This is a genomic window from Geoalkalibacter ferrihydriticus DSM 17813, assembly GCF_000820505.1.
Taxonomy (GTDB): Bacteria; Desulfobacterota; Desulfuromonadia; order Desulfuromonadales; family Geoalkalibacteraceae; genus Geoalkalibacter; species Geoalkalibacter ferrihydriticus.
Genome location: NZ_JWJD01000002.1, coordinates 170034 through 190019, shown reverse-complemented (window position 1 = coordinate 190019; position 19986 = coordinate 170034). Strand labels below are relative to the sequence as shown.

At 58.5% G+C, this 19986-nt stretch carries 15 protein-coding genes and 6 pseudogenes; 18 read left to right on the top strand and 3 right to left on the bottom strand.

Features of this window, described 5'->3' with window-relative positions:
* Nucleotides 1-23: 23 nt before the first annotated feature.
* Both GFER_RS18195 and GFER_RS19750 read left to right on the top strand, forming a co-directional pair.
* Nucleotides 24-212 (top strand): annotated as a pseudogene (locus tag GFER_RS18195) (Rdx family protein); the annotation flags it as partial.
* A 32-nt stretch (nt 213-244) separates the two neighbouring features.
* A pseudogene (locus tag GFER_RS19750) lies at nt 245-346 on the top strand (sterol desaturase family protein); the annotation flags it as partial.
* On the opposite strand, the pseudogene GFER_RS19745 reads toward GFER_RS19750, so the two are convergent.
* Nucleotides 347-550 (bottom strand): annotated as a pseudogene (locus tag GFER_RS19745) (class I SAM-dependent methyltransferase); the annotation flags it as partial.
* Between the two features lie 315 nt (nt 551-865).
* Between GFER_RS19745 and hoxE the strand changes: the two are divergent.
* From hoxE to GFER_RS07050, 6 genes and pseudogenes are all read left to right on the top strand, one after another.
* Nucleotides 866-1411, top strand: coding sequence for a bidirectional hydrogenase complex protein HoxE (gene hoxE, locus GFER_RS07075; protein ID WP_139171976.1), 546 nt, complete (start codon nt 866-868; stop codon nt 1409-1411).
* A complete protein-coding gene (locus tag GFER_RS07070) occupies nt 1411-3120 on the top strand; it encodes a NuoF family protein (RefSeq protein WP_040097885.1) in 1710 nt (569 codons plus the stop codon). Before hoxE ends, GFER_RS07070 begins: the two co-directional genes overlap by 1 nt.
* Nucleotides 3120-3836, top strand: coding sequence for a bidirectional hydrogenase complex protein HoxU (hoxU, locus tag GFER_RS07065; RefSeq protein WP_040097882.1), 717 nt, complete (start codon nt 3120-3122; stop codon nt 3834-3836). Before GFER_RS07070 ends, hoxU begins: the two co-directional genes overlap by 1 nt.
* Nucleotides 3837-3856: 20 nt before the next feature.
* On the top strand, nt 3857-4402 hold the full coding sequence (locus GFER_RS07060) for an NADH-quinone oxidoreductase subunit B family protein (protein ID WP_235264031.1): 546 nt from the start codon (nt 3857-3859) through the stop codon (nt 4400-4402).
* Nucleotides 4403-4423: 21 nt separating this feature from the next.
* Entirely contained in the window at nt 4424-5854 is a 1431-nt protein-coding gene (locus tag GFER_RS07055) for a Ni/Fe hydrogenase subunit alpha (protein ID WP_040097877.1), read from the top strand.
* Nucleotides 5854-6267 (top strand): annotated as a pseudogene (locus GFER_RS07050) (hydrogenase maturation protease); the annotation flags it as partial. The gene GFER_RS07055 and the pseudogene GFER_RS07050, both read left to right, overlap by 1 nt.
* Before the next feature lie 79 nt (nt 6268-6346).
* Here the strand turns inward: GFER_RS07050 and GFER_RS19740 are convergent.
* Nucleotides 6347-6454: pseudogene (locus tag GFER_RS19740) on the bottom strand (transposase); the annotation flags it as partial.
* A 105-nt stretch (nt 6455-6559) separates the two neighbouring features.
* On the opposite strand from GFER_RS19740, the gene GFER_RS07045 reads away from it, so the two are divergent.
* The 7 genes and pseudogenes from GFER_RS07045 to acnA all read left to right on the top strand — a co-directional run bounded on the left by GFER_RS07045 (nt 6560) and on the right by acnA (nt 15938).
* Nucleotides 6560-8350, top strand: a complete 1791-nt coding sequence (locus GFER_RS07045; protein ID WP_200889302.1) for an SLC13 family permease — start codon at nt 6560-6562, stop codon at nt 8348-8350.
* Nucleotides 8351-8380: 30 nt separating this feature from the next.
* The gene (locus GFER_RS07040) at nt 8381-9799 is read left to right on the top strand and encodes an MBL fold metallo-hydrolase (protein WP_040097873.1); all 1419 of its coding nucleotides are present in this window, start codon (nt 8381-8383) and stop codon (nt 9797-9799) included.
* Between the two features lie 21 nt (nt 9800-9820).
* A complete protein-coding gene (locus GFER_RS07035) occupies nt 9821-10357 on the top strand; it encodes a YeeE/YedE thiosulfate transporter family protein (RefSeq protein WP_412171500.1) in 537 nt (178 codons plus the stop codon).
* Between the two features lie 8 nt (nt 10358-10365).
* A complete protein-coding gene (locus GFER_RS07030) occupies nt 10366-10923 on the top strand; it encodes a YeeE/YedE thiosulfate transporter family protein (RefSeq protein ID WP_040097869.1) in 558 nt (185 codons plus the stop codon).
* Between the two features lie 244 nt (nt 10924-11167).
* Complete coding sequence (locus GFER_RS07025; RefSeq protein ID WP_040097866.1) at nt 11168-12514, top strand: DUF2254 domain-containing protein; 1347 nt, start codon at nt 11168-11170, stop codon at nt 12512-12514.
* 5 nt (nt 12515-12519) lie between these two features.
* Nucleotides 12520-12764 (top strand): annotated as a pseudogene (locus GFER_RS19735) (HigA family addiction module antitoxin); the annotation flags it as partial.
* A gap of 309 nt (nt 12765-13073) precedes the next feature.
* Nucleotides 13074-15938: an aconitate hydratase AcnA gene (gene acnA, locus GFER_RS07015; protein ID WP_040097863.1), complete on the top strand. Its 2865-nt coding sequence runs from the start codon at nt 13074-13076 to the stop codon at nt 15936-15938.
* 128 nt (nt 15939-16066) lie between these two features.
* Here the strand turns inward: acnA and GFER_RS07010 are convergent, their stop codons facing one another.
* A complete protein-coding gene (locus tag GFER_RS07010; protein ID WP_040097861.1) occupies nt 16067-16273 on the bottom strand; it encodes a hypothetical protein in 207 nt (68 codons plus the stop codon).
* Nucleotides 16274-16512: 239 nt separating this feature from the next.
* Between GFER_RS07010 and GFER_RS07005 the strand changes: the two genes are divergently transcribed.
* The 3 genes from GFER_RS07005 to GFER_RS06995 all read left to right on the top strand — a co-directional run bounded on the left by GFER_RS07005 (nt 16513) and on the right by GFER_RS06995 (nt 19969).
* The gene (locus GFER_RS07005) at nt 16513-17268 is read left to right on the top strand and encodes a methyltransferase domain-containing protein (RefSeq protein WP_052446112.1); all 756 of its coding nucleotides are present in this window, start codon (nt 16513-16515) and stop codon (nt 17266-17268) included.
* Complete coding sequence (locus GFER_RS07000; protein WP_040097859.1) at nt 17265-18692, top strand: B12-binding domain-containing radical SAM protein; 1428 nt, start codon at nt 17265-17267, stop codon at nt 18690-18692. The genes GFER_RS07005 and GFER_RS07000 overlap by 4 nt, the downstream gene beginning before the upstream one ends.
* Before the next feature lie 188 nt (nt 18693-18880).
* Entirely contained in the window at nt 18881-19969 is a 1089-nt protein-coding gene (locus tag GFER_RS06995) for a type III polyketide synthase (protein ID WP_040097858.1), read from the top strand.
* Nucleotides 19970-19986 lie beyond the last annotated feature (17 nt).

Sequence of the window (19986 nt, the reverse complement as noted above, 5' to 3'; positions counted from 1 at the left end):
CTTCCTGAGGGCATCAGCCCCGCGCAACGAGTCTCGCTGCTGAATTGAAGCAAAAGGTGCAGGACGTCGAGATCGAAACCGTGGCCGGAGAGCAGAAAAGCGAATTCGCCGTGTTTCTCGACAAAGAACGGGTTTTTTCGCGCCTGGAGCAACGCCGTTTCCCCGAACTCGACGACCTTCTGGAAATCTGCCGCCAAAGCGCAGCCTCGTAGCGCCCTGATGAAACCGGCCACGGGGGCAGAGAATCGTCACCCCCCGGATGCACGGCGTTCACCACTCGCAGGTGCCGAATGAGACCAATTCCAACTACTCCACCGTCTTTTCTGTGTGGGACCGCCTGCACCGCAACCATTGCAGGCTCAATATCGAAGGCATGCACCATCCCCTGCGTCAGCCGGGCCGCCGCCAGGCTAAAGGTGCCATACCCGCAGCCAAACTTGGCTACCCCGCGGGTGTCGGCGTCCAGGCCGAGAAGAGCGAGAATCTTTGCCGGTGAGAAAAAGGAGTTCCACATTTCCTCATCCGGCATGCCGCTATCGCGAACTTTCATACAAAATCTCCGCACTGAATAAAATTCATTTCCCAGGTTGACCTTTTTATCCTTCTATAAAAGAGCTGGGGGTCGGAGCAAAAGCCTTGCTGTCGGAAGCAAAGCGTTTGTTCTCAAAACCAAGGATGTGCTCCACGTGTGTGGCAAAAGCCGCAACATTTCAGGGTAAGGCGAATTTTTGCCGATTTCATCCCTGTCTGGCCCCAAAAATGCCTTCGTCAATTAATCTGCTATAGTTTGGGGTGAATAGCAAGGTCGACCCGGCCTGCCGTAACTTCCCCTCAGACCAAAATATTGAATGGATCAGGAGGTTTCATGGCACAACCCACAATGGCTACACGGCCCCCTTCGGAACAAAATCCCGACAATTCTCAAAAACTGAAATTACAACTCCTCGACAAATCCCTCAAAAGGTATCAATACCAGCAGGATGCCCTCATTGAAATCCTGCATACTGCGCAGGAAACCTTTGGGCACCTCGACGAGGCCATACTCGATTATGTCTCTATCCATCTTAAACTGCCGCCCAGTTGGGTTTACGGAGTTGCCACCTTCTACAACTTCTTCACCCTGGAGCCCCAGGGCGATCATGTGTGCGTGATCTGTATGGGTACCGCCTGCTACGTCAAAGGGGCCGCAGAAATTGTGACCAAGCTCGAGGAGATCTTCGAGGTCAAAGCCGGAGAAACGACCGCGGACAAAAAGTTGACGCTGATGACGGCGCGCTGCCTGGGCAATTGCAGCCTGGCGCCGATGCTGACACTCGACGGTGAGGTTCTCGGCAAGCAAACCCCTGAGTCTACCGCGGCGGCCATTCAGGAAAAAATCGCTGCGGTTGATACCTGCCAGGAGAAGGAATAATGAACCCGACAGAATTACAGGAACGCGCTGAACAGGAACGGCAGCGCCAGGGGCAAATGAGCCTGCGCTTGTTTCTATGCTACAGTACCCCTTGTCTGTCGGCCGGCGCCGACCGGGTCAAAGCCGTTCTCGATGAGGAAATCGCCGCACGAAAAAGTCATTCAGATGTGTCACTTGAGGTGGTTGCGACCGGCTGCATGGGCCCTTGCAGTCGTGGTCCTCTGCTGCGAATCACCCAGGCAGACGGCAGCGAACAGATTTTTGAAAAAGTGACGCCGGAGTCGGCACACGCGATCCTCTCAGCGCAATTTTCAAAGAACGCCCCGGTGACCGAGGAACTCTCGTCGCATCTGCCCTTCTTTACCCAGCAAACCCGCATCGTTTTGGACAACAATGGCCGGATTGATCCGGAGAAAATCGAGCACAGCCTGGCCCGCAGCGCCTATAGTGCCCTGGCTCATGCGCTGCAGGAAATGACTCCGGAACAGGTCTGCGGCGAAATCACCCACAGCGGCTTGCGCGGGCGCGGCGGTGGCGGTTATCCGACCGGAGTCAAATGGGATCTGGTGCGCAAGGCTCCGGGAGAGCGCAAATACGTGGTCGCCAACGGCGATGAAGGCGATCCCGGCGCCTATATGGATCGTACCATCATGGAATCGGATCCGCACCGGGTTCTCGAAGGTCTGGCCATCGCCGGCTATGCCGTCGGTGCCGAACAGGGCTACATCTATGTCCGCGGCGAATATCCCCTGGCTGCGGCGCGTCTGGCCAAGGCCATCAAGGCGGCCGAGAAAAGTGGGTTGCTCGGAAGCCGTATTCTCGACAGCGGCTTCAACTTCCGCATCGACCTGCGCGTCGGTGCCGGCGCCTTTGTGTGCGGCGAGGAAACCGCCTTGATGACCTCCATCATGGGACGCCGCGGGCAACCGGTTCCCCGGCCGCCCTATCCGGCCCACAGTGGCCTCTGGGGCCAGCCGACCCTTATCAATAATGTCGAAACCTTCGCCAACATCGCACCTATCATCAGAAACGGAGCCGACTGGTTCGCCGGCTTCGGCACGGAAAGAAGCAAAGGCACCAAAGTCTTCGCCCTGTGCGGCGAGGTCGTCAACTCAGGGCTCATTGAGGTCGAGATGGGCATCAGCCTGCGCAACATCGTCTTCGACATCGGCGGCGGTCTGCCCGACGGCGGCAACTTTAAGGCCGCGCAGACTGGCGGACCGAGCGGCGGCTGCATCCCCTCCACGCATCTTGACACCCCCGTCGATTACGAGAGTCTCAAGGAGCTAGGATCCATTATGGGATCGGGCGGACTGATCGTCATGAACGAAACCAGCTGCATGCCCGACGTCGCCAAATTTTTCATGGAATTCTGCCTGGATGAGAGTTGCGGCAAGTGCGTGCCGTGCCGCGTCGGCACCGTCGAAATGCATCGGCTGCTTACCCGCATCACCGACGGCAGTGCCGTCGCAGAGGATCTGCAGACGCTCGAGGAACTCTGCGGACTGGTTCAAGAAACCAGTCTTTGCGGCCTGGGCATGACTGCGCCGAATCCGGTCCTCAACACGCTGCTTTACTTCCGCGACGAGTATCTTGCCCACGTGGAAGAAAAACGCTGCCCGGCTGGAATTTGCAAGCTCGATCAGATCCCCCTGTACAAGTTGCCGGAACACATCGATCAGTTGACTATCCTTAAGGAGCAGATCTGATGTCTGTCATCACATTGACCCTCAATGGTCGGCTGGTGAGCGCCCGCGCCGGCCAAAGCCTGCTCGAAGCAATCCGGGATCAGGGCGTCGAATTGCCGACGCTGTGTTACCTCGACGGCTTGAGCACCCGGGGCGGCTGCCGCCTTTGCCTGGTCGAGGTTGCCGGAGCGCCCCGTTTGCTGCCGGCCTGCACTACCGAAGCGGTGGAAGGCATGGTGGTGGTCACTCACAACGACAAGATCAACCGCTACCGCAAGATGATTCTGGAACTGACCTTCGCCGAGCGCAATCATGCCTGCGCCGTGTGCGTCAGCAACGAACACTGCGAATTGCAGGCGCTGGCCGCGGAACTGGGTATGGACCATGTGCGCTATGACTATCTGGATCCCGACCTGGCCATGGACACCAGCCACGAAAAGTACGGTGCCGATCACAACCGCTGCATTTTGTGCCTGCGCTGCGTCAGGGTGTGTGACGAAGTCGAAGGCGCTCATACCTGGGACGTGCGCGGCCGCGGGATCGCCAGTCAGGTCATCACGGACCTTAATCGGCCTTGGGGTGAAAGCGAGACATGCACCGAGTGCGGAAAATGCGTTGAGGTCTGTCCGACCGGCGCTCTTTTCGACCAAGGGTCCTCGGTGGGCGAAATGAAGAAAGATTCACGTTTTCTGCGCCGCATTCTCGACGGCCGCGAGAAGCGCCAATGGCATCGCTAAACCAGCAAAGGATGGAGAGCATGAACGCAAAACCACAAAAGTTGCGCCTCGCCACGGTCTGGTTGGGAGGCTGCTCCGGTTGTCATATGAGTTTTCTCGACCTCGACGAAGAGCTTATGGCGCTGAGTGAGCGCGTCGATCTGGTCTACGGCCCCCTGGTCGATGCCAAAATTTATCCCGAGAATGTTGATCTGTGTTTGGTCGAGGGAGCCATAACCAATGTTGAAAATCTCGAACTGGCCCGCCGCATTCGCACCCATACCAAGACCGTGGTGAGCTTCGGCGATTGCGCGGTCACCGGTAATGTCACCAGTATGCGCAACCGCATTTCCGTCAAGGATCTGTTGACCGCCGTTTACCACGAGGCCCGCGCCCCCATCGGGCCGGAAGCTCTCGAGGTGTTGCCGGCCTTGTTGACAAAAGTTCTTCCCCTGCATCGGGCGATCCAGGTCGATGTCTTTCTTCCCGGTTGTCCGCCCGTTCCGGAGCGCATCAGCGCCACACTCACCGCCCTTATTGAAGGCCGCGCCGTCGAACTCCCCCCATCGCTGCGCACCTTCGGTTAACGAGGTATAGGAGTTTATTTTATGTCACGCACGATTCACATCGAACCGATCACCCGCATCGAGGGGCACGCTAAAATCAGCATCCAACTCGATGATCAGGGCCGGGTGGCCGACGCGCGCTTCCACGTCACCGAATTTCGCGGGTTCGAAAAATTCTGTATCGGCCGCAGCTTCTGGGAGATGCCCGGCATCACCGCAAGGGTGTGCGGCATCTGCCCTGTCAGTCACCTGCTGGCTTCAAGCAAGGCCGGCGACGCCATTCTCGGTGTTCGCACCCCAGCTCCGGCGATAGCCCTGCGCCGCCTGATGAACTACGCCCAATTGGTACAAAGCCATGCCCTGAGTTTCTTTCTGCTTTCCGGTCCCGACCTGCTCCTCGGCATGGACAGCAACCCGGAGCAGCGCAATCTGACCGGACTGATAGCCGCTCATCCTGAAGTCGCCCGTGCCGGTATCCGATTGCGCGCCTTCGGTCAGCATCTGATCCGCACCCTCGGCGAGCGCAGTGTGCATCCCTCCTGGTCTGTTCCGGGCGGAGTGCGGGCCGGCCTTGAGCCGCAAGCCAAACATGAGATTCGGGCGCAACTGCCCGAAATGTTTGCCGTGGTCGATATTGCGCTCGATCTGTTCAAGGACGCCCTTGATCGCGTCAAGGGCGAAATCGATGCCTACGGAGACTTCCCCAGTCTGTTCATGGGCCTGGTCGGCGAGGACGGAAGCTTGGAGCATTACGATGGGCGCCTGCGCATCGTCGATGCCGACGGAAAAATCATTGAGGATCAGGTCGCACCGGAAAACTTTGCGCAATTGATCACCGAAGGTGAAGAAACCTGGAGCTATTTGAAATTTCCTTATTACGCTCCCTTGGGTCCGGAGAAAGGTATGTACCGGGTTGGCCCTTTGGCGCGACTCAATGTCTGCGACTTCGCCGGAACCCGCAAGGCCGACCGCGAATTGCGCCAATTTCGCCATTATTGCGGGCCGGGCAGGCCCGTCAGCAGCAGTTTTTTCTATCACTACGCGCGGCTCATCGAAATCCTCCATTCTCTTGAGCGCATCGAGGAAATCCTGGACAATGACATTCTTGCCGAACGCCATATCCGCAGTCGCGCCGGAGTCAACCAGAATGTCGGCGTTGGGGTCTGTGAAGCGCCGCGCGGCACCCTGTTCCACCATTACCAGGTTGACGACAACGGCCTGCTTGAAAAAGTTAACCTGATCATCGCTACCGGACAGAACAACCTGGCCATGAATCGCACCATCAAGCAAATCGCCCAGCGCTTTCTCTCAGCGGACCGACTCGATGAGGGGTTGCTCAACCGCGTTGAACACGGCATCCGCGCCTACGACCCCTGCCTGAGTTGCTCGACCCATGAAGCGGGGCGTATGCCTCTGCAAGTGGAACTGCGCGACGTCGACGGGCGCCTGCTCGACGAGGTGCGGCGCGCCTGATGTGGCTGGTCATCGGTTACGGCAATCTGCTGCGTGCAGACGATGGCGCGGGTAGGCGTCTGGCTGAGTTACTCGCCCAACGCCTGCCCGCCGCCGCAGTGCGCGTGCTCTCGGTTCATCAATTAACGCCGGAGCTCTGCCTGGAGATCGCCTGCGCCTCTGTCGACCGTGTCCTGTTCATCGATGCCGCGGCCGGCCAGCAGCGCCCTTTCCTTCTGCATCGCCTCCGGTCTGAGGGGGGGGAGGGGCGTTGCGGTCATCAGCTTTCTCCCGAGGTTCTGTTGATGTTGTGCGCGCGTCTCTATGGTCGCACCCCGCGGGCCTGGCTACTCACTCTGCCGTCCCACGCGACCCCTTTCGCCGAAGGTCTCAGCCCCAAGACGCAAAGGGCTCTGTCTCAAGCCCTGGAGCATGCGCTTGCGCTTCTGCATCCCGCCGGCGACGCCTCATCAACGGCAACGCGTAATAATCGATCACATCGAAAATTATTGTCCAGGCCCTGCCAACATGCACAAACCTCAGAAGAAATCCCTGCTTGTGACACCGATGGGTGATATGCCGTATATCCCCTGGCAGAAAATATCGATGCGCTCGCGGCATCTCCCCCCTGCCAACGTCTGTTGCTCAGGCCCATCGAATTATTCCCGCAAATTTTAGGTATAATCTTCCAAGCCATTGCTCCCGTTCATGCCGAAAGGCGTTTTTATGGATTCCGCAAATATCATTGTGCTGATGATCCTGGCCGCAACAGTGGTGTTGTTGGTGCTGGATCTTCTGCGCATCGACGTGGTGGCCATCCTGTGCCTGCTGGCGCTGGCCTGGACGGGTATTCTGGCGCCACAGGAAGCGCTTTCCGGCTTTTCGAGCAACGCGGTGGTGGCCATGATGGGGGTTATGATCATGGGCAGGGGGGTAGCGCGCACCGGGCTGATGGATGGTTTTTCGCGTGCCGTCCTCAGGGTGGCGGGTGAAAAGCGCTCAAAAATTGTCGCCTTGGTGTCGGTGCCGGTCGGTCTCATGTCGGGATTTATCCAGAATATCGGTGCGGTGGTGCTTTTTCTTCCCGGGGTTCTCGATATCGCACGCCGCCGCAAACTGGCGGCTTCCGGCTTGATCATGCCGATCGGCTTTGCCGCCATTCTCGGAGGGACCCTGAGCATGGTGGGGTCGGGACCGCTGATTCTCATGAACGATCTGCTGCGCGGCGCCGAGTTGGAACCCTTCGGTTTGTTGAGCGTGACCCCCGTGGGCCTGGTCCTGCTGACGGTGGGCATCGGCTATTTTATGCTGTTCGGGCGCTTCGTGCTGCCCGCGGCGCACCCTGAGGGTCAGGGCCTCTCCGAACAGGAAAAACTCATCGAAGCCCTGCGCCTGCCGCATCACATCCGGCACTATCGCATTCCGGCCAACAGTCCCTTGCAGGGCAAAACCCCCGAGCAATCCGGGGTGTGGGGAGACTATCGGCTCAACGTTCTCGGGCTCTCCGATGACAAGCATATAGAGTATGCCCCCTGGCGTGAAACCCGTTTTGCCGGCGGGCAACTGCTTGCATTGCTGGGCGATGACGCCGATGTCGAGCGCTTCGCCACCGATTACGGGTTGCTGCGCCAGGAGCATTTGGCGCTTTTTGCCAGGCTCGGCGACCCTGGCCAGGCGGGCTTTGCCGAGGTTGTCATCCCCCCGCGCTCCGCCATGGTCGGCCAGTCCATCCGCACCTTTTCCCTGCGCAAGCGTTATGCCGTGGAGCCCGTCATGGTGTTCAGCAAGGGCGAGGGCCTGCGCGGAGATTTTTCCGATCATCAGGTACTCATCGGCGATACCTTCATCGTGTACGGCCTATGGGAAAAAATTGCCGAACTCAAGGAGACACCGGATTTTGTGGTCGTCACCCCCCTGACCACGGAGAAAAAGGCCCCCGCCAAAGCGCTGCCGGCGGCGGCCTGCTTTGTGGCGGCGATTGCTCTGGCGTTTTCGGGCGCCCCCATCTCCGTGGCATTTCTGACCGGGGCTCTTGCCATGGTGCTGCTGCGCGTGCTCAGCATGCAGGAGGCCTATCAGGCCATCGACTGGAAAGTGGTTTTCCTGCTCGCCGGGCTCATCCCGCTGGGACTGGCCATGCAGAAAACGGGCACGGCCGATCTGCTGGCAGGCAAGCTCATGGCGTTGGTCCAGGGTGCCCATCCGATCTTTCTTGTGCTGAGCGTGGCGGTGCTCTCCACTGCTTTTTCCCTGTTCATCTCCAATGTGGGTGCAATCGTTGTGCTGGCGCCGCTGGTCATGAGCATGGCGAGCCTGGGCGGGCTCGATCCGCGCGCCCTGGCGTTGATGGCTGCGGTATGCACCGCCAATTCGTTCATCCTGCCGACCCATCAGGTCAATGCCATGCTGATTTCGGCGGGAGGCTATCGCAACAGCGATTATCTCAAAGCCGGCAGCGGCATGACGCTGATCTTTCTGCTGGTGGTTGTTACCGTTTTTTATGTCTTTTATCTGTAGATCATCACCACAACATCAAGGGAGGACGTTATGCTGTTGAAACATTTTTTCGTCGAAAAGATTGCCCACAGCTCCTATATCCTGGCCGGCAGCAAGAGCTGTGCGGTTATCGATCCGCAACGCGATGTGGAGGTCTATATTCAGGCGGCGCGTGCGCAAGGAGTTAAAATCACGCACATTCTGCAAACCCATCTGCATGCCGACTTTATCTCCGGACATATGGATCTGGCGGCCAGAACCGGAGCTGAAATCTATGTGGCCAAATCGGCGAAATGCGCTTTCGAGCATGTATCTTTGGTAGAAGGCGACGTGATCGAACTGGAGGACATGCGCCTGCAGGTGCTGGAATCACCGGGCCATACGCCCGAGCATCTGAGCTATGTGGTGGTGGATACCTCGCGCTCCGAAAGCCCCGTCGGCGTGTTTGTCGGCGATACGCTGTTCGTTGGCGATGTCGGGCGGCCCGATCTGTTCCCGGATATGGCGCAAGAGTTGGCTGCAAAGCTCTATCACAGCTTGCATGACAAGCTGCTCAAATTACCTGATTTCTGCGAAGTCTATCCGGCCCACGGCGCCGGTTCTCTGTGTGGGCGCGCCATGGGCGCCAAGCAGATGAGCACCATCGGTTATGAGCGCAAGTTCAACGAGGCTTTGCAGATTCAGGACAAAGCCGAATTTATCACGTCGCTGACGGAAAACATGCCGCCGGCACCGGATCATTTCAGCCGCTGCAGCGACATTAACCGCAAAGGGCCCCGTCTGATCGACGATCTGCCCGCTCTTGAGGAACTCGATGCCAAGCCATTCAAAAAGCGCTTGGCCGAATCCGATGCGCTTGTGCTTGATGCGCGCAGCTATCTTGCCTTCGGCAGCCAGCATATTCCGGATTCATGGCATCTCGATCTCAACGGCAATTTCCCCACCTTCGCCGGTTGGGTTCTGCCCACCGACAAGGACATTCTGCTTGTGGCCGAAGATTACCAGAAAGCTCTGGAGGCCAATCGCTGGGTGCGGCGCGTGGGGGTCGATCGCATCGTCGGCTATCTCGACGCAGGCATTCCCGGCTGGGCGGTGGAAGGGTTTCCCTCGCGCGCCGTGTCGCAGATTTCCGTGGAGGATCTTCATGCACGGATGAGCGATGCGCAGGCGTTTCAGTTGGTGGATGTGCGCGCCCCGCGCGAATTTGACGACAGCCATATTGACGGGGCGGTCAATATCCCGGTGGCCGATCTGCGCACCCGCTCGAATGAGTTGGATAATAGCCTGCCGACATGGGTGATCTGCAGTTCCGGCAATCGCTCCAGCCTTGGGGCGAGCATCCTGCTGCAGCACGGTTTTGCGGATGTCGCCAACGTCGCAGGCGGCATGACGGGCTACAGTGCCGCCGGCTACGCCAAACAATGCCGTGCCTGCGAGAATCCTCACGGATCGCGTTACCATGCCGGGTAATGCACCAGGAAAGCCACTGGCATTAAAAAGGGGGAAACCATGGAGTTTTTAACCGAGGTGCGCTGGTCGCCCTACGTCGTGGGGATAGGTATCGGTCTGTTGAGCTGGTTGAGTTTTCTCATTTCAAAGCAACCCATTGCCTGCTCCACCACCTTTGCCCGCAGCAGCGGTCTGCTTGAGCGAATGGTGGGGGGAGCGCAGGCGCAGGACAAACTCTACTATCGGGAAATCAAGCTTTCCTGGGGCTGGCAGGGCATGCTGGTCGTCGGCATTGTGCTCGGATCGCTTTTGTCGGCGCTGGTGTCCGGCGACTTTCAATTACAATGGGTGCCGGATCGCTGGGCGGCGACCTTTGGCGACAACGCCCTGCTGCGCGTCATGGTAGCGTTGATGGGCGGCATTGTGCTGGGTTTTGGTGCGCGCTGGTCCAACGGGTGCACCAGCGGCCACGGTATCAGCGGCACCTTGCAGTTGGCGGTGTCGAGCTGGATTTCCGCCGTCTGCTTTTTTGTCGGTGGGATTCTGACCGCCCAATTCATTTATCACGTCATCGGCTGAGGGTGGAGATGATGCAGACACAAAAAAAATCGGACAAGGCGCCGCTGCTGTGGGGATTGCTGTTTGGCATTGCGTTCGGCTTTCTGCTGCACAAAGGCGGAGCCACCAAATATGATGTGATTCTGGGCCAGTTGCTGCTCACGGATTTTACCGTGGTGAAAATCATGCTGTCGGCGGTGGTGACCGGCATGATCGGCATTTATGCCATGAAAAACCTCGGTTGGATCAAGCTGTCCATCAAGTCGGGGTCGTTCGGTATGAATATCGTCGGCGGCCTGATTTTCGGGGTGGGGTTTGCTGTGCTCGGCTACTGTCCGGGCACCATTGCCGGTGCGGTCGGCAACGGCTACCTCGACGCCCTGGTGGGGGGCTTAGCCGGCATCGTTATCGGCAGCGGCCTGTTTGCGGCACTCTACCCGAGGCTCAAGACCGGTATTCTGGCTAAAGGTGATTTTGGTGATCTCACCCTGCCGCGGCTCTTCAAGGTCAACGAATGGGTGGTGATCGTCCCGGTGGCCGTTGGGTTGGTGCTGTTGTTGATCGTTCTCGAAATGGCCGGGTTGTAAGAAAGGATAGAGGGTCCGCCCTACGCATTTGAAAAAAATGAAATACGTGATCTGTGCCAGTAAAATTACCAGAGGTGACCTTCAAAAAGCTGAAGGAACGAATCTTGGGCTGAGGCGCCAACAATGGGGCAATCGGGACCAACAAAACCAGGGTTCGGGTTGCCTCCACGCTACACGTTCAGGCAACCGCAAAAGGCTGATGTTCGGCCGTGGAGGCAATGCGTATGAATGAGGTGTCTTCGTCATGAAACTACAGATCACCAAATACTGGTATCGCGTTCGCTCCAGTTTCTGGTTTACGCCGACGACAATGGCCGCTATGGCAGTGGCGATGGCGCTTGTGGGCGTCACCGTGGACGAGTCGGTGACGGAGTGGTTGGCGCGAAACTTGGACTGGACGTTCAAGATTGGAGCCGAAGGAGCGAGCGCCGTGCTGGGGATCATCGCCGGGTCGATGATTACCATCGCCGGTGTCGTCTTCTCGATGACATTGGTAGCCCTCTCGCTCGCCTCTTCCCAGTTGGGACCCCGTTTACTGACCAATTTCATGCGCGACACCAGCACACAGGTCGTCCTCGGCACCTTCATCGCCACCTTCGTGTACTGCCTGCTTGTGCTCCGCACGATCCGCCGTGCGGAGGAGATCCAGTTCGTCCCGCACCTGTCGGTCAGCCTAGGCGTTTTACTCGCAGTGGCGAGCGTAGGGGTGTTGATCTACTTCATCCATCACGTTTCCGTTTCCATTCAGGCCAACGAGATCGCCGCAGGAATCGGCAAGCAATTGATTCAGAACATCGATCAACTCTTTCCGGAGCAGGTCGGGCAGGAGGGCCCTCGGGTTACGGCGGAGCCACCCGATACGGGCGTCATCGGGGCGTTCGACCGGGATGCTCAGCCGGTCTCCGCAGCCCGGGACGGCTATCTTCAGCTCATCGACAAGGACGCCCTACTGGCACTGGCGATGGAGGAGAACCTGGTCGTTCGACTGGAGCGAAAGCCTGGAAACTATGTTGTCGCCGGTTGTCGTCTGGTGTTGATCTCGCCGGGGAGCCGGGTGACGGACCAACTCGCGAAACAGGTTCAGACCCTCTTCATCACGGGCCACCAGCGGACTTCTGACCAGGACATCGAGTTCTCGGTGAACCAGCTTGTCGAGATGGCGGTGCGAGCCCTCTCCCCTGGGATCAACGACCCGTTCACAGCGATCGCATGTGTGGATCACCTCGGCTCCGCTCTTTGTCGTCTTGCGGGACGAAACATGCCGTCGCCTTATCGCTATGACCGCCACGATCAGCTTCGGTTGATTTTGCGGACTGATACCTTCCGGGAGGTTCTGGACGCGGCGTTCAACCAGATCCGGCAAAATGGCCGATCCAATGCCGCGGTGACCATCCGCCTGCTGGACACGATCGCCGTGATCGTGGGATTCGCGCATCGTTCCGAGGACCGCGCCACTCTCTTACGGCACGCTGAAATGATCGCCCGAGGGGCCAGAGAGCAGCTGCCCGAAGGCGAGGACCGTCGGGTCGTGGAAGAGCATTGGCAGGCGGTAATCGCGTTGTACGAAGAACCCACAGACGCTCGTCGCTGAAAACGATGAGTATTTCGAACACAATCAGGATCAAACGTCGCTCCACCCAGCCGGGCGAGATGCAGCGCGAATATTTTTTGCCTGATTGCGGGATTACCCTTTCCGGCTTGGCCGAGGCTGCGGGAGGCTTGCGGCAGTCGATCAATGAATTGCTGCGCGAGCGTCGGAGTGTCAGCCCAGAGATGGCGCTGGGTTGGGGCCTTTGTTTGGCAACTCACCGGAGCTTTGGTTAAACGCCCAGAGAGTTGTGGTAAAAAAAATCCCCGCTCACGGAGGGGGTGTGGGCGGGGGAATGATCGCTATTGCGATCGTGAATGACGTCTTTTTAGCAAAGAGAAAACCGACTCGTCAAGAAAAATCCGAAGACTTGTATTTATCCCTGCCGGCGCGGATTCTAACCGGCAAACTGTTAAATTCTATTTAATATCAAGATGGTCTTATCGCGCCGACTGCGGCCGCGGCAGTCAACTTTACTGACGTTGCGCGCGGCGATATTTTTGTCACAATGCATACAGGCCAATATCTTGTCACCCGGCAGTTACAGAGAGGACATCTAGTTATGAAAGACAGCTTTGGGGCCCGCTCCACGTTGGAGATCGGTGATCGCACATACGACATCTTTCGCCTCGACGCGCTTGAGAAGGCCGGCTACGAAGTCGCGCGCTTGCCTTACGCATTGCGGATTCTTCTGGAAAACCTGCTGCGCCATGAGGATGGCAAGAACGTTACCGCAGAGGATATCAGAGCGCTGGCCGGCTGGACACCGCAGTCACAATCCGCGCAAGAGATCACTTTTCTGCCGGCGCGCATCCTGTTGCAGGATTTTACCGGCGTGCCGGCGGTGGTTGACCTTGCCGCCATGCGCGACGCCATGGCGGATCTTGGCGGCGACCCGAAAATGATCAACCCCGTGCAGCCGGTGGAACTGGTGATCGATCATTCGATCCAGGTGGATGCCTTCGGCAGCGATGAGGCTTTTGCCATCAATCAGGATCGCGACTATGAGCGTAACCGCGAGCGCTACTCTTTTCTGAAATGGGGGCAGAAGGCTTTTGACAATTTCAAGGTCACGCCGCCCAATGCGGGTATCGTGCACCAGATTAATCTTGAATATCTGGCCCGCGTGGTTTTCGGACTCGCAGAGGACGGACCCCACCAGCAGGGGCAACGGCCGCAGATCTATCCCGATACGCTGGTGGGAACCGATTCACACACGCCGATGGTCAACGGTCTCGGCGTGCTGGGCTGGGGGGTGGGCGGTATCGAAGCGGAGGCGGCGATGCTCGGTCAGCCCATTTCCATGCTCATTCCACAGGTGGTCGGCTTTCGCCTGAGCGGTGAGTTGCGCGCCGGGGTGACTTCGACGGATCTGGTTCTGACGGTGACGCAACTGCTGCGCCGACATGGCGTGGTGGGCAAGTTCGTGGAATTCTTCGGCCCTGGCGTTTCACAGCTGACGGTCGCCGACCGGGCGACGATCGGCAACATGTCTCCTGAGTACGGTGCCACTTGCGCTATTTTCCCGGTTGATGAAAAGACGCTTGATTATTTGCGTTTTTCCGCTCGTTCGGAAGAACGGGTGGAACTGGTTGCGCGTTATATGCAGGAGCAGGGTCTTTTCCACACTCCGGCCACGCCCGAGCCGGTGTTCACCGAGATTCTTGAGCTGGACCTGGCCAGCGTGGAGCCCAGCATCGCCGGCCCGCGCCGGCCGCAGGAACGCATTGCTCTCGGCGATGCCCGGGAAGCCTTCCGCAAGGATCTGCCCGGGCTTTTGCCGCCGGCACCGGTAGCGCACCGGGAGCAGGATCGGCTGGAGGTGACGGCCGAGTGCAGAATCGGGGAGGAGGTGCATCGCCTGGGTCATGGCGCGGTGGTCATTGCCGCCATCACCAGTTGCACCAATACCTCAAATCCTGCGGTCATGGTTGCCGCCGGGTTGCTGGCCAAAAAGGCCGTGGCGCGCGGGCTGGCCCGCAAGCCGTGGGTGAAGACCTCGCTGGCGCCTGGCTCGAGGGTGGTTCAGGATTATTATGCGCAAAGCGGGCTGCTCGACCCCCTGAAAAAGCTGGGCTTTCACATTGTCGGCTACGGTTGCACCACCTGTATCGGCAATTCCGGACCCTTGCCGGAAGAAGTCTCCGCGGCGATCAGCAGCGAACAGTTGGTCGCTGCCTCGGTTCTCTCGGGTAACCGTAATTTCGAGGGCCGTATCAATTCGGAAGTGCGGGCCAACTACCTGATGTCTCCACCGTTGGTGGTGGCGTTTGCCCTTGCCGGACGTATCGACATCAATCTGGAGACCGAGCCGCTTGGCAGCGATCCGCAGGGCGAGCCTGTCTATCTGCGCGACATCTGGCCGAGCCGTGAGGAAATCGACGCCACGATCGCCGAAGCGATCCGCACCCAGATGTATCAACGCAATTACGCTGAGATCTATCAGGGCGATGCCTGGTGGGATGCGCTGGATGTTCGGCAGGGCGAGCGCTTTGACTGGCAATCCGATTCGACCTACATCCGCCAACCGAGCTTTTTCCAGGGGATGAGCCGCGAAGCTCCCGCGCGGGTGCCCGAAATCCGCGGCGCGCGGGCATTGGCGTTGCTTGGCGACAGCGTCACGACGGATCATATTTCACCGGCCGGAAATATCAGCAAAGACGCGCCGGCCGGGAAATATTTGATCAATCAGGGCATAGCCGCGCAGGATTTCAACTCTTACGGCTCGCGGCGCGGCAACCACGAAGTGATGGTGCGCGGCACCTTCGCCAATGTCCGGATTCGCAATCGCCTGGTTCCCGATGTCGAAGGCGGGTATACGCGCTATCTGCCCGACAACGAGACGCTCTCGATCTATGACGCAGGGGTGCGCTACCAGCGCGAGGGCGTGCCGCTAATCGTGCTTGCCGGCAAGGAATACGGTTCAGGATCCAGCCGCGACTGGGCCGCCAAAGGGCCTTTCCTGCAGGGCGTCAAGGCGGTGATTGCCGAAAGCTACGAGCGTATTCATCGCTCGAACCTGATCGGCATGGGCATTTTGCCGCTGCAGTTTGACGCCGGCGACAGCATTGATTCGCTGAAATTGACTGGTGAAGAGTTCTTCGATGTGCAAGGCCTGGCGGAATGCTTTGCCGACGGCATGCAGGAGCGCCGCGTCAAGGTTGTCGCTTCGCGCGAAAGTGGTGAGCGGGTGGAATTTTCGGCTCTGGTGCGTATCGACACACCGCAGGAGGCTCTCTATTACCGCCACGGCGGCATTCTGCAATATGTGCTGCGCCAGCTTCTGGACGGTGAAACCGGGCATGCAGAAGAGCATGGCGGCCTGGCATCGGCCGCGCAATCCAGCCCGGAACATGTTGCCGATGGCAACGATGTGGATGAAGGCTCAAAGGAATCGTTTCCGGCGAGTGATCCACCGGCTTATTGAGCTGATCCGAGAGAGCGTGGCGGGTCCGATTCGCGCAGCCCTCCCCTGCGGCAAAAAAAATGCCTCCTACGATTTCAGGAGGCTGTCGGACCAATAATGTGTCGGCTGTAATTTTGGCTGTCCGGCGGTTAATGCTTTCTGCAACTTTCACAAAGAAATGCTGATTTTTGACCTGATTCTTCAACCGCTTCAGAAAAGCGATCCTTTACACCTTCGTCCGGTGTGGGACTTCCTTTTTCGCGCCCTTGGACGATTTCGTGCCGACCGCAGCTCACACAGATAAACGGCGATTTTTCCTGGAGTTCTTCCACAGCTTTCGTAAATCGATCTGTCATGACCTTTCTCCTTTCAGTTTTTTTTTGCGAATTCTGTTGCCGCCCCCGGCGAGAATTCCACCTTACTACAGCACAGTCTATCATCAATTGTGGTGTTTGGCGAAGGTGTTGGAAATTCGGAGCCTGCGGCCCTTGTCCCGCAAGGAAACACAATCGTAACCAGCTTGGCGCGCTGGCTCTTGTGATCGGTCGTTACCCTTCTATACTCTGTGAATGTAATTTTTCGCGGAGACTTGTGGATGCTTAACCTTATCTTCCCGGACCTGCGGCTCAGGAACACCACGGACCAGGAGAAAATGGACCAGGCCGATGCCGATCCGGAGCTGTTGCTTCGCACCATCCGCCAGTTCCACCTGATCAATGCCCTTTTCAGTGCCAGTCGCAGGCTCCTGCGCCGGCAGGTTTTCTCCCTCATGGAACAGAATCCGGCACGGACCTACAGCCTCCTGGACGTGGGCGCGGGGGGGTGCGATATCGCGCTGTGGGCGGCCCGGGCAGCGCGCCGCCGGGGCCTGAAGCTCAAGATTACGGCTTTGGACAATGATCCACGGATTCTTCCCGCCGCGCACCAGAAGGTCAGGGATTTCCCCGAGGTTCGCATCCTAGAAGGAAATGCCCTGGATTTAAGCTCGCTGGAATCCTTTGATTTCATTTTTTCCAACCATTTTTTGCATCACTTGTCCTGGGATCAGATTCAAATTTTTGTGCAGAGTCTCATCGCCCGCACCCGGATCGCTTTTGTCATGAACGACCTCAAACGCTCACGGGGAGCCTATCTGGGTGCGACGCTTTGCCTGGGGCTCTTGGCCCGCCGCAGTTTTGCTTATTATGACGGACGCCTGTCCATTCGCCGAGGATTCCAACCTGAAGAGTTGCGCGATTTCATACAGAAAAATTTCCCTGATGTCCCGATCCGGGTGATCGAGACGCCACCGTCGCGGGTTGTTCTGCTGTTACGTAAGGGGGCGCAGGAACCCACGGGACATTCCTTATGAAGGTGCTTATTCTCAGCACCAACCGCAATGCCCTGCCCATGCCGGTGATGCCTATCGGTGCCTGCCTGGTTGCCGAAGCTGCCGAGAAGGCCGGCCACCGCGTGCGACTTCTCGACCTGATGTTCACCGCCGACGCGCGGGCCGCCGTCGCCGCGGCGGTGGAAGATTTTCAGCCGGATGCAGTCGGGTTGTCGGTGCGCAACATCGACAATAACGACATGCAGAACCCGGTGTCCTACCTCAATGAGCTTCAAGGGATCGTCGCGACGATCCGCACCCGCAGCGGCGCTCCGACCCTATTGGGAGGAGCCGCCCTCGGGGTGATGCCCGAGGCGCTGTTGCGTATGGTGGATGCCTCCTGCGCCATCGTCGGAGATGGAGAGTCGGTCTTCCCGCAGGTGCTTGAGCGGCTTGCCGCTGGGCGCAACTTTACGGATGTCCCCGGTGTCGCCTTTATCGAAAATGGCGCTTTTTCCCGCAACCCGTTAGATATGTCGGAGTTTTCGACAATCTGTCCGGCGCCGGACTATCGGCGATGGTTGAACTTGCCGGCCTACCGCGCGCAACAGGCAACGGTGCCGCTTCAGACCAAGACCGGCTGTCAATTCCAGTGCGTTTACTGCACCTATCCAGGCATTGAAGGCAGTACCTGCCGGCTGAAAGATCCTGAAAGCATCGCCGCTGCGGTGACGCGGTTCCTGGCCGCGGGACTGCGGGATATCGAGATCGTGGACAGCATATTCAATGCGCCTCCGGATCATGCCATGAATGTTTGCGCTGCCTTGGCCCGCGCTCCCGGCAAGGCGCGCTTGCAGTGCCTGGAGTTGAGTCCCCGTTATGTTGACGAAACGCTGCTGAGCGCCATGGAACAGGCCGGCTTTACAGGCATGGGGATTACCCTGGAGAGTGCTGCCGATCCGGTTTTGGCGGGATTGAAAAAAGGCTTCACCAGCCGTGAGGTCTATCGGGCGGCCGCCGTGGTACGCCGCCACCGGATTCCGTGTGCCTGGATCTTTATGTTTGGTGGGCCAGGCGAAACCCGGGAAACCGTGAGGGAAACGCTGCGTTTTGCCAAGACTCAGCTGCGCTCTGGAGATATCGCCTTTTTCAATACCGGAATTCGCATCTACCCAGGCACGGAATTGGAAACGATCGCCCGGCAGCAGAGAATCCTCAGCCGCTCCCCGGCTGAGATGCTTGCGCCGACGTTTTACCTTTCCCCTGAAGTTGAACCAGGGTGGATTGCTCGGGAGTTGAAGCAAGCCATGGCGATTCACATGAATTTCATTGATATGAATTCGCTGGGCTTGCCCTTTTTGCCCCGCCTGCATCGGATCGGCGCTCGTCTCGGACTGCGTCCGCCCTTGTGGAGGTATACTCGGTTCATTCGGCGTGGGTTGAGGATGGCGGGCATGGATGTGTAATTAATATGTAAACATTCAGCTGCAATCCCCAATCGCGCCGCAGGCTGTGGCGGTTGAGTGCCGCGGTGAATGTTTGAGCCGCAGGCGAGTTTTCACCGCAAGCGATGCCGCCGCGGTCTGCGGCGCAAGCTGAACAGTTACATTGATATTTTCTTTGCCTCGCGAAAGCGGGCAGAAAGGCAGAGGGCATGAACAGCAGTCAAGCGGTACGCAAGGATGCCACAGGCGGCGTCCACATCGCTTCCATTGCCGCAGTGGTGCCACCCTACAATGCCGACCAGGCATTTTCCGCCGATTTTATGCGAAGGCATTATGGACAGAAGCTGAGTCAGCGAAGCTTGGGCCTGTTGCGCGCCACCTTCTCGCATCCGAGCATCCACAAGCGGCATTTTGCCGTTGATGATCCGGAGTGCCTGGCGGATGAATCACCCGACCAGCGCATCGCACGGTTTACCGAAAAATCGGTTGAACTTTCCGCCCAGGCCGTGACCAGCGCCCTGGCGCAGGCCGGCGTCGCCACCCAGGAGGTGGCAGGGCTCGTGGTAAATACCTGCACCGGTTATATCTGCCCCGGCATATCCACCTATCTCTTGGAGCGATTGGGGCTTGCCCGCGGCACCAGGGTTTACGATCTGGTCGGAAGCGGGTGCGGAGGCGCCATCCCCAACCTCCAGGTGGCAGAATCTCTGCTCGGGGCCACTAACCAGGGCGTGGTGGTGAGCGTCAGCGTTGAGATTTGCAGCGCGACCTTGCAGATGGATAATGATGTGAGCCTGATTCTCTCTAATGCGCTCTTTGGTGACGGCGCCTCTGCCGCGGTGCTCTGGCAGCGGCCGCAGGGGCTGAAACTGGTTGCCTCAGCCGGTCGTTATATACCGGAGCAGCGAGAGGCCATTCGTTTCGTTCATAAAGGGGGTGCACTGCACAACCAGCTTTCCCTCAAGTTACCGGAGCTTGTCAAGCACGCCGCGGCGGAGGTCGTATCCGAGGTTTTGTCGTCGCAGGGCCTGAAGCCGGATGATATTCAGCACTGGGCGCTCCACACCGGTGGCGAGAAGATTATTAACGCCGTGCGTGACGAACTCGGCATTGCCGAGGAGCGCCTCTGTGCGACGCGCAAGATTCTTGCAGAATACGGGAACATGTCGTCACCCACAGTCTGGTTTGTCCTCAAGGAACTCGAGCAGAACGGCATCGCCCCGGGCGAATGGTGCATCATGCTCGCCTACGGCGCCGGGCTTTCGGCGCATGCCTTTTTGCTTAGAAAAGCAGAGTAAGTCATCTGCTTGAGTTA